Origin of the sequence: Bradyrhizobium valentinum (assembly GCF_001440405.1) — a bacterium.
Classification (GTDB): domain Bacteria; phylum Pseudomonadota; class Alphaproteobacteria; order Rhizobiales; family Xanthobacteraceae; genus Bradyrhizobium; species Bradyrhizobium valentinum.
The window spans coordinates 1-7,723 of record NZ_LLXX01000061.1 but is presented as its reverse complement, the minus strand read 5'-3'; the positions used below and the strand labels follow the sequence as shown (position 1 = coordinate 7,723).

Here is a 7,723-nt window from a genome sequence, read left to right as displayed (position 1 = left end):
GCCTCGGCTACCTCGCTCCGCTCGAAGCTCTCGCCAATCTCCCGGGACCAAACACGAACGCAGGGACCCATACCGCGTGATCTCTCGATAAGGCAGTGTGGCAGACGCCCTTCGCAAAATCTCCGCCGGTGGTTATGGGTCCCTGCGTTCGCAGGGACGACAGCGAGAATGCCGCCCCGCCTCACCCCGACCGGCGGTTGCTGGTGTTCTGCGTCATGTTGCCGTGTTCGGCCTGTTCGCGGATGTTGTTCTTCTCGTCGTGGCGATGGCCCTTGGTGGTGTCGAGGGGAACGTTTGGCGCGCTGCCGGGGCCCTTGTGGCTCTGGTTATCCTGCGGCACCGGCGGAACGGATTTCGTCATCATGGTCTCCGTTATCAACCGAAAGCAACGCGGGCCGTGGAGGGATCGTTCCCCGGAACGGCCCGCCGCGTCTGCCCGGCTCGCAGCAGTGAACCATTTCGAAACCATCGCGACAGATACTTTGGTTCCTTTGGCTGATACTTCTGCCGTTCCGTTCACAATGGGGCCGGCCGCAAGAGCCGATCGAACACAGGTAAGGTGGGCGAATGACCGAGGGATCAAACCGCCAGCGCGTGCTGGATTTCCTCAACGTGCTGTATTCCGGCGACGTCGAAGGCGCGCTGGAGCGTTGCACCGACGACGTCGAATCCCTCGCCAACGCCCCGATCGACATCCTGCCGCATATGGGCCACCGCCGCGGCAAGGCCGAACTGCGCGAGATGTGGGATGCGGTCCGCGCCCGCTATTCCGAGCTGCGCTGCGAGGTGCCGATCCTGGTCGCCGAGGACAACAAGGCGGCCGCGTTTATCCGCGTGTTCTTCCGCAAGAGCATCAATCAGCGCATGGTGCAGTTCGACATCGCCGGCTTCTACACGCTGCGCGACGGCAAGATCAGCCATATCAGGGAAATCATCGATACCTTCGATCTGGTCCAGCAACTGCTCGAACGCGACGTCGCCGCGATCCTGACCGGCCGGAGGCCGGACCCGATCTGACGCAGTCGTCATTCCGGGGCGATGCAAAGCATCGAACCCGGAATCTCGAGATTCCGGGTTCGCACTTCGTGCGCCCCGGAATGACCGCCGGATATTCCCCGCGTCATTGAACCTGATCGCGCTGTCCGTGACACACCACAAGGTGTTTTCCGGACAAGAAGTACATATGAAGATCGCGTTGCTGACTTTGCTTGGTTTGGCGTTGGGGACGCTGGGAGGCGCGGCGCTGGGCATCGGGGCCGGCCTCGTCTGGGTGGAAATCTTCAAAACCACGAGTTTTGAAGGCTATAGCGGAATGCTGGTGTTCTTTACCTTCATGCCGCTGGGGGCCGCGATCGGCGGCATCGGCGGCGCCTTGCTGTTCGGTATCATCGCGATTCGCGACGCCGAGATCGCCATCGAGCGCGAGCCGGTGCGCCGCCACGACCGCTAGCCGAGCGGAATCGCCGCATTTGTGCAATGCAAAAACGGCAATTGTATTTTGGCCGAACTACTCTATTTCTGGCTGCAACGGTGAAGTTCGGCATGTCGGCCCGGCGTCGATGAAGATGCCCATGGGCGCGATTGCCGCTTTAAATTCCAGTTTCAAGGACCACAGCAAAATGACAGAGCATAGTCTCTGGCGTTTTTCACGCGCGTTGCATCGCGCGATCAATGAACGCCAGCCCGCCGATCTCGAAGCCGTGCTCGACGAAGACGTCGACTGGGCGATCTATGGACCGATCGACATGTATCCGTTCTTCGGCTCGCGCCGCGGCAAGGCGGCGGTGATCGAGGTGGTCAGGCAGATCGCGGACAATTTCCGTGTCCACCGCTTCGACCGCGAATCGATCATGCTGGGAGTGGATTCGGCCGCCTCGATGATGCGCTATTCGCTGACGGCGCTGGATTCGAACAAGCCGATCAGCCTGCGGATCGCCCATTTCGCGCAGTTCAAGGCCGGCCGCCTGACCAACTTCCGCGTGCTGGTCGACACCTTCGATCTGGTCGAACAAACCGTGGGCTATCCGATCCACCTGCCGCGGATGGCGGTGTAACGCTTGAAGGCACGCGCGGTCATAATTTCGCACTAAAACAAACGCATTCTTGGCAGCACTTGGAATGCGGGCGGGGCAATGATTCCGAAAATGCGATTTGGCTGGGCACGGCTGCCAATGCTGGTGGCCGGCGTAAGTTTGGCGTCGATATTGGCGGCAACGGCACAAACGCTGCCGCCAGACGACGATCAGGACGAACCTGCGGCAGAAGAAGCCGAGGCGGCTCCCAGCGTCAACGACGCCGACATCATGAAGGACATCGACGTCAGCAAGCTCGACTGGAGCCAGCTCAATGTCGATGCATCAACCCTGACCTTTCAGACGCCGAAGGGCGGCGCTGCATCGAAAGGCGTTGGCAGCTTGGACGCCTCGTGGTCCGCCGATGAAAGGGCGAACGGCACCTCCGCGGTGTCGGTCAAGCAATCCATCACGCCGTTCTGGGATGCGCGCATCGGCGCCGACATGACGGTCGCAAGGCAAGGCGCGGTGACGACGTCCGAACTGCTTTCGGAAAAGCTCGCCAATGGCGGCAGCCTGCCGCAATCTTCCGGCACTGCCTGGGCGGCGATCACCGCCCCCGGCGTCGCCTCGATCTGGGATAAGACCGCGGTCGAAGCCCGCGTCGACCCCGGATCGGAGCAGAGCAAGCTCGGCACTTCCTTGAGCAAATCGCTGTCGCTTAGCGAGGAATACTCGCTGACCCTGAAGAACGACTACAACCTTATCCAGCAGGGCATCGTGCCGGTGCCCGGCATCATCAGCCATCCGGAACGGAGTTACGAGACCGACCAGTCGGCAAGGCTCAGCATCGCCGATACCGGCACCAGCTTGATCGCTGGCCAGCACCTGTCGACATCGGACGACAAATGGCTGCGCAAGGTCGGCGCCGAGCAAAAGCTGTTCGACGGCGTCACAATCTCGGGCTCGATCGGCGAAACGCCGTCGGGCGTCGCCAACAAGAGCCTCAGCGCCGGCTTCAAGCGTAGCTGGTAGAGGCGGAAATCCGCTGATTTGACGGGTTTTTCGGCCCCAAAAGGTTAACGCGCGAGAATGATCGACCATTGCCCCAGATTGGCCAAGATGCGGTCAAAATCGGCAGGACAGATGGATCCGCTCCACTTCGTCGTGCGGGGGACGTCCGCGCTCGCCTGAAAGCGAAACAGAGGAATTGCCGATGAACGCCATCAATCGCACCGAACAGGTTGAATCAAACACGGAGGTCGACAGCGATCTCGCCGCCGTATCCGAGGTCGAGGCCGGCATCCGCGACTTCGTTCGCAACGACATCGCCTATCTGCGCCGGCCGGCGGTCGCCGCGGAGACCGCCCCGCTCGACGCCAATGCCGAAGCCACCGTCAACAACGTCAATTCGCTGATCCAGCGCGTCGCCGGCACTTCACTTGCAGAAATCGAGAAGCTGATTTCCGAACTGGAAAGCCTCCGCGACCTGCTGCATGCCGAAGGCCAGCGCGTCCAGCGCGAGATTTCGGGCTATGCGCAGCTCAGCCAGGCCGCGATGAAGTCGACGCGCATGATCGCCGACAATGTCACGCAGTGGAAGCGCGCTGCTGACGGTCTGCGCAACGGCTGATTTCGATCGTTGCAAAAATCTAACACTCCGCCGCGTTCCGTACGGGAGCGCGGCGGTTTCGTTTGGCAGTGTTCGATCTGAACTTTATAAGCACGGTCGCGTCCAAGGACGGACGTCGTCACGTGGCGGCAGGCACCTTTTGGGGACACACCGGCGATGCAAAACGTTCAGCCAGACAACATGAATTCAATGCCGCTCCGGCAATCGTCGCATAGCATGGGCACGATCGTGATCCGCTTCGTCGGACTGCTGACGCTTGCGGTCGTGGCAATGACGCTGATCTGGAGCCGCTGAACTGCTTCAGCGCCCTTGGCTATCAGATCTTGGCTATCCGACCCGCAACTACTGGCGGACGAACGCGGTGTCCTCGATCGTGTACACACCGTCGGCATAGGATTTCACCACCATTGTGGCGGTCAACATCACCGCCATCGTGACGGTTGCGAAAATAAAGCCGACGAATTTCAGGCCGCTGCGATCTGCCATGGTCATCCCCTCGGTACTTCCCCTGAGACGCATTTGGCAGGCAGAAAGTTCAAAATGCGTTAGCAAAAAATCCGTTCCATGGAGTCATGGATTACGAGGAGCTAACGAACAATTGGCTAACCATGTTCGCGGGTGGGCTGGAATGATCCAGGCCAGGATTCCTCAGGAACCCACATTCCGCCGCGGCACGAAGGCGGTCGCGAGGAACGAGTACACCACCTCGCCGCGCTGGTTGGTGCCGGTATTGCGGGCCTGCACAATACCCCATTCGTGCCGCTTCTCCGAGATCCGCTTGGTTTCGACCCGGTTGGAATAGCTGACGGTGTCGCCGGCCAGCACCGGCTTGATCCAGTGCAGTTCACGAAAGCCAGGCGAGGGTCCCCACACCGCGACCTTCTCGCCGCGTGCGACAGCCTCCGCCGTCAAGCGCTTGCCGTCGGCGACCAGGAGCTTCATGCAGACCGCGGCGACGTGCCAGCCCGATGCAGCCAGTCCCCCGAACAGCGATTTGCGGCCCGCCTCCTCATCGAGGTGAAAGCGCTGCGGATCGAACTGCGTGGCAAACCTCTTGATGTCGTCAGCGGTGAAGGTGAACGAGCCAAATTCGCGCTGCGCGCCGATCTCGATGTCCTCGAAGAAACGCATTGCTAGCCCGCTCCCGCCTCGGCGCGCCGGCGCACGATGATCGGCGACTCCATCTGGCACAGCACCACGCCGGCCGCGTTGCGGATCGTACCCTTGAAAGTCACGATGCCGGTTTCGGGACGGCTCTTCGAAATCCTGGCCTCCGCGACGTCGACATCCAGCGTCAGGTCGTCGCCCGGGCGTAGCGGCGCCAGCCAGCGCATCTCGTTGACGCCGGGCGAGCCGAGCGAGGCGGTGCGGCCGATAAAGCCGTCAAACAGCATCCGCATCATGATCGAGCCGAGATGCCAGCCCGAACCGGACAGCCCCTTGAGCATCGACGCATTGGCCGCCGCCTCGTCCAGATGCATCGGCTGCGGGTCGTATTCGGCGGCAAAGGCCAGGATCTCCTCGCGCGTGACGTGGCGCGGTCCGAACGTGCCGAAATGGCCGGGCGTGAAGTCTTCGAAGGTCAGCGTTGTCATGGATTGAGGATTGTTATGAGGAAGCCCGATTGTGGCCGTTATTTGCGGCAATCTCAACCCGCCCACCCGCATGGCTCGTTCGCCAGCGGCGAGTACCGCTTCCGGCGCTCGCCCTGACTTGCCCGAAGCAGTTTTCGGGGCTAGCCCTGTGCCATCTGGGACCAGGTTTTTGACTCGCCGGAGAACCATCGATGTTCGATTTTCAGGATCTGTTTCAGTGGGACCGCTTCATCACGCCCACGATCATCAAGACCTTCTACTGGCTTGTCATTGGCTTGATCGTGCTGTTCGGCCTATCCGGGATCTTTTCGGCGCTTGCCGCGATGGCGATCAGCCCGTTCGGCGGATTCATCCTGCTGCTGTCCTCGATCGCCGGGATCGTGGTCGGCGTAGTGTTTTCGCGCATCGCCGCGGAATTCATCCTGATCGTCTTCCGCATCAACGAGCATCTCGGCGCGATCCGCGATCAGGGGCAGATGCGGTAAGGTCGTCATTCCGGGGCGATGCGCAGCATCGAACCCGGAATCTCGAGATTCCGGGTCTGGTGCTTACGCACCATCCCGGAATGACCACACTAATCAAGTATTGAACCGGAAATGCATGACGTCGCCGTCGGCGACGACATATTCCTTGCCTTCCAGGCGGAGCTTGCCGGCGTCGCGGGCGCCGGCTTCGCCGTTCAGTGCGACGTAGTCGGCATAGGCGATGGTCTCGGCCCGGATAAAACCCTTCTCGAAATCGGTATGAATCACGCCGGCCGCCGCCGGCGCCTTGGTGCCGCGGTGGATGGTCCAGGCGCGGGCCTCCTTCGGGCCCACGGTGAAATAGGTGATGAGGTCGAGCAGTTGGTAGCCGGCGCGAATCAGGCGGTCGAGACCGGCCTCTTCCAGACCGAGCGTCTCGAGAAACTCGGCGCGCTCCTCGCGTGACAGCGTCGCGATCTCGGATTCGATCTTGGCGGAGATCACCACCGCGACCGCGCCTTCCTTCTTGGCGTGCTCGAACATCTGTTTTGAGAAGCTGTTGCCGTCCTTGGCCGAGCCTTCCTCGACGTTGCAGACATAGAGCACCGGCTTCGACGTCAGGAGGCCGAGCATGCCGAAGGCGCGCTCTTCCTCCGGCTTGCGCTCCAGAAACCGTGCCGGCTTGCCGTCGCGCAGCAGCACCAGCGCGCGGTTGACGAGATCGAGCGCCTCTTTGGCATCCTTGTCGTTGCCCTTGGCCTTCTTGGCGAGATTGTCGACGCGCTTTTCCAAGCTGTCGAGGTCGGCCAGCATCAGTTCGGTTTCGATGGTCTCGATGTCGGCCAATGGTGCGATCTTGCCTTCGACATGCGTGATATCGGAGTCTTCGAAACACCGCACCACATGCGCGACTGCGTCGACCTCGCGGATGGTGGCAAGAAACTGGTTGCCGAGGCCTTCGCCCTTGGACGCGCCGCGGACCAGGCCTGCGATATCGACGAAGGTCAATCGCGTCGGGATGATCTGCGCGGAGCCCGCGATCGCCGACAGCTTGTCGAGCCTGGGGTCAGGCACCGCAACCTCGCCGACATTCGGCTCGATGGTACAGAACGGATAATTGGCCGCCTGCGCTGCTGCCGTTTCGGTCAGCGCGTTGAACAGCGTCGACTTGCCGACATTGGGCAGGCCAACGATACCGCATTTGAATCCCATCGTGCTTTCCGATCGTTCGCGCTACAACGCGGCGCGTGATTTAATTTACGGTCGTCATACGCGGGCTTGACCCGCGTATCCATCTTCCTTGAGAGGATGGATCGCCGGATCAAGTCCGGCGATGACGAGGTGAGCTTATGGCCCGCCATCCTCGTCCTTGTCGAAAATTCCCTTGGCTTGCAGCGCCAGATGAACCTTGTTCTGGAACGTCGAATCCTTGCCCGTCGCCAGTAGCCCGGCATTCTCGGCCACCGCCGCGCACAAGGCTTCCACCCAGGGGCGGTCGCTTTTCGCGAAGTCCGACAGCACGTGGCCGTGCACCAGCTCCTTGACGCCAGGATGACCGATCCCGAGCCGCACGCGGCGATAGTCGTTGCCGATATGCGAGGAGATCGAGCGCAGCCCGTTGTGGCCGGCAATGCCGCCGCCGATCTTGACGCGCACTTTCGCTGCCGGCAGTTCGAGTTCGTCCTGAAACACGGTGATCTCGCCGGCGGACAGCTTGAAGAAGTTCGCGGCTTCCTGAACCGCGCGCCCGGACTCGTTCATGTAGGTGGTCGGCCGAAGCAGAACGACCTTTTCACCATCGAGCGTGCCATCGGAGGTTTCGCCCTGAAAACGGCGGCGCCACGGTCCGAAACCGTGACGCCGCGCAATTTCATCGACGGCCATGAACCCGATGTTGTGCCGGTTGTTCGCGTATTTCGAACCGGGGTTACCGAGACCGACAAACAGGCGCATGACGCGGCATCCCGCCGCTGTTTACTTCTTCTTGTCGCCGCCAGCCGGCGCTTTCGCGCCAGCCGC

At 61.5% G+C, this 7,723-nt stretch carries 13 protein-coding genes; 7 read left to right on the top strand and 6 right to left on the bottom strand.

Annotated elements, in window-relative coordinates; translation table 11 throughout:
• Positions 1-181 precede the first annotated feature (181 nt).
• Complete coding sequence (locus tag CP49_RS10355) at positions 182-361, bottom strand: hypothetical protein (RefSeq protein WP_197423067.1); 180 nt, start codon at positions 359-361, stop codon at positions 182-184.
• A gap of 206 nt (positions 362-567) precedes the next feature.
• On the opposite strand from CP49_RS10355, the gene CP49_RS10350 reads away from it, so the two are divergent.
• The 6 genes from CP49_RS10350 to CP49_RS44475 all read left to right on the top strand — a co-directional run bounded on the left by CP49_RS10350 (position 568) and on the right by CP49_RS44475 (position 3,939).
• Positions 568-1,017 (top strand): nuclear transport factor 2 family protein, encoded by a 450-nt coding sequence (locus CP49_RS10350; protein WP_057850165.1) that lies wholly within the window; start codon positions 568-570, stop codon positions 1,015-1,017.
• Between the two features lie 166 nt (positions 1,018-1,183).
• Positions 1,184-1,450: a hypothetical protein gene (locus CP49_RS10345; protein ID WP_057850169.1), complete on the top strand. Its 267-nt coding sequence runs from the start codon at positions 1,184-1,186 to the stop codon at positions 1,448-1,450.
• A 169-nt stretch (positions 1,451-1,619) separates the two neighbouring features.
• A complete protein-coding gene (locus CP49_RS10340) occupies positions 1,620-2,054 on the top strand; it encodes a nuclear transport factor 2 family protein (RefSeq protein WP_057850168.1) in 435 nt (144 codons plus the stop codon).
• Positions 2,055-2,144: 90 nt separating this feature from the next.
• Entirely contained in the window at positions 2,145-3,047 is a 903-nt protein-coding gene (locus tag CP49_RS10335; RefSeq protein WP_245310639.1) for a hypothetical protein, read from the top strand.
• 181 nt (positions 3,048-3,228) lie between these two features.
• Positions 3,229-3,645: a hypothetical protein gene (locus CP49_RS10330; RefSeq protein WP_057850164.1), complete on the top strand. Its 417-nt coding sequence runs from the start codon at positions 3,229-3,231 to the stop codon at positions 3,643-3,645.
• A gap of 156 nt (positions 3,646-3,801) precedes the next feature.
• On the top strand, positions 3,802-3,939 hold the full coding sequence (locus tag CP49_RS44475; protein WP_156438246.1) for a hypothetical protein: 138 nt from the start codon (positions 3,802-3,804) through the stop codon (positions 3,937-3,939).
• A 48-nt stretch (positions 3,940-3,987) separates the two neighbouring features.
• Here the strand turns inward: CP49_RS44475 and CP49_RS45870 are convergent, their stop codons facing one another.
• From CP49_RS45870 to CP49_RS10320, 3 genes are all read right to left on the bottom strand, one after another.
• Positions 3,988-4,131: a hypothetical protein gene (locus tag CP49_RS45870; protein ID WP_197423066.1), complete on the bottom strand. Its 144-nt coding sequence runs from the start codon at positions 4,129-4,131 to the stop codon at positions 3,988-3,990.
• A gap of 162 nt (positions 4,132-4,293) precedes the next feature.
• Positions 4,294-4,776, bottom strand: coding sequence for a MaoC family dehydratase (locus CP49_RS10325; protein ID WP_057850163.1), 483 nt, complete (start codon positions 4,774-4,776; stop codon positions 4,294-4,296).
• Positions 4,777-4,778: 2 nt separating this feature from the next.
• On the bottom strand, positions 4,779-5,240 hold the full coding sequence (locus CP49_RS10320) for a MaoC family dehydratase (protein ID WP_057850162.1): 462 nt from the start codon (positions 5,238-5,240) through the stop codon (positions 4,779-4,781).
• A 191-nt stretch (positions 5,241-5,431) separates the two neighbouring features.
• Between CP49_RS10320 and CP49_RS10315 the strand changes: the two genes are divergently transcribed.
• Positions 5,432-5,725: a DUF4282 domain-containing protein gene (locus CP49_RS10315; RefSeq protein WP_057850161.1), complete on the top strand. Its 294-nt coding sequence runs from the start codon at positions 5,432-5,434 to the stop codon at positions 5,723-5,725.
• Positions 5,726-5,818: 93 nt separating this feature from the next.
• On the opposite strand, the gene ychF is transcribed toward CP49_RS10315, so the two are convergent.
• Positions 5,819-6,916: a redox-regulated ATPase YchF gene (ychF, locus tag CP49_RS10310; protein WP_057850160.1), complete on the bottom strand. Its 1,098-nt coding sequence runs from the start codon at positions 6,914-6,916 to the stop codon at positions 5,819-5,821.
• 135 nt (positions 6,917-7,051) lie between these two features.
• Complete coding sequence (gene pth / locus CP49_RS10305) at positions 7,052-7,657, bottom strand: aminoacyl-tRNA hydrolase (RefSeq protein ID WP_057850159.1); 606 nt, start codon at positions 7,655-7,657, stop codon at positions 7,052-7,054.
• Positions 7,658-7,723: the final 66 nt, after the last annotated feature.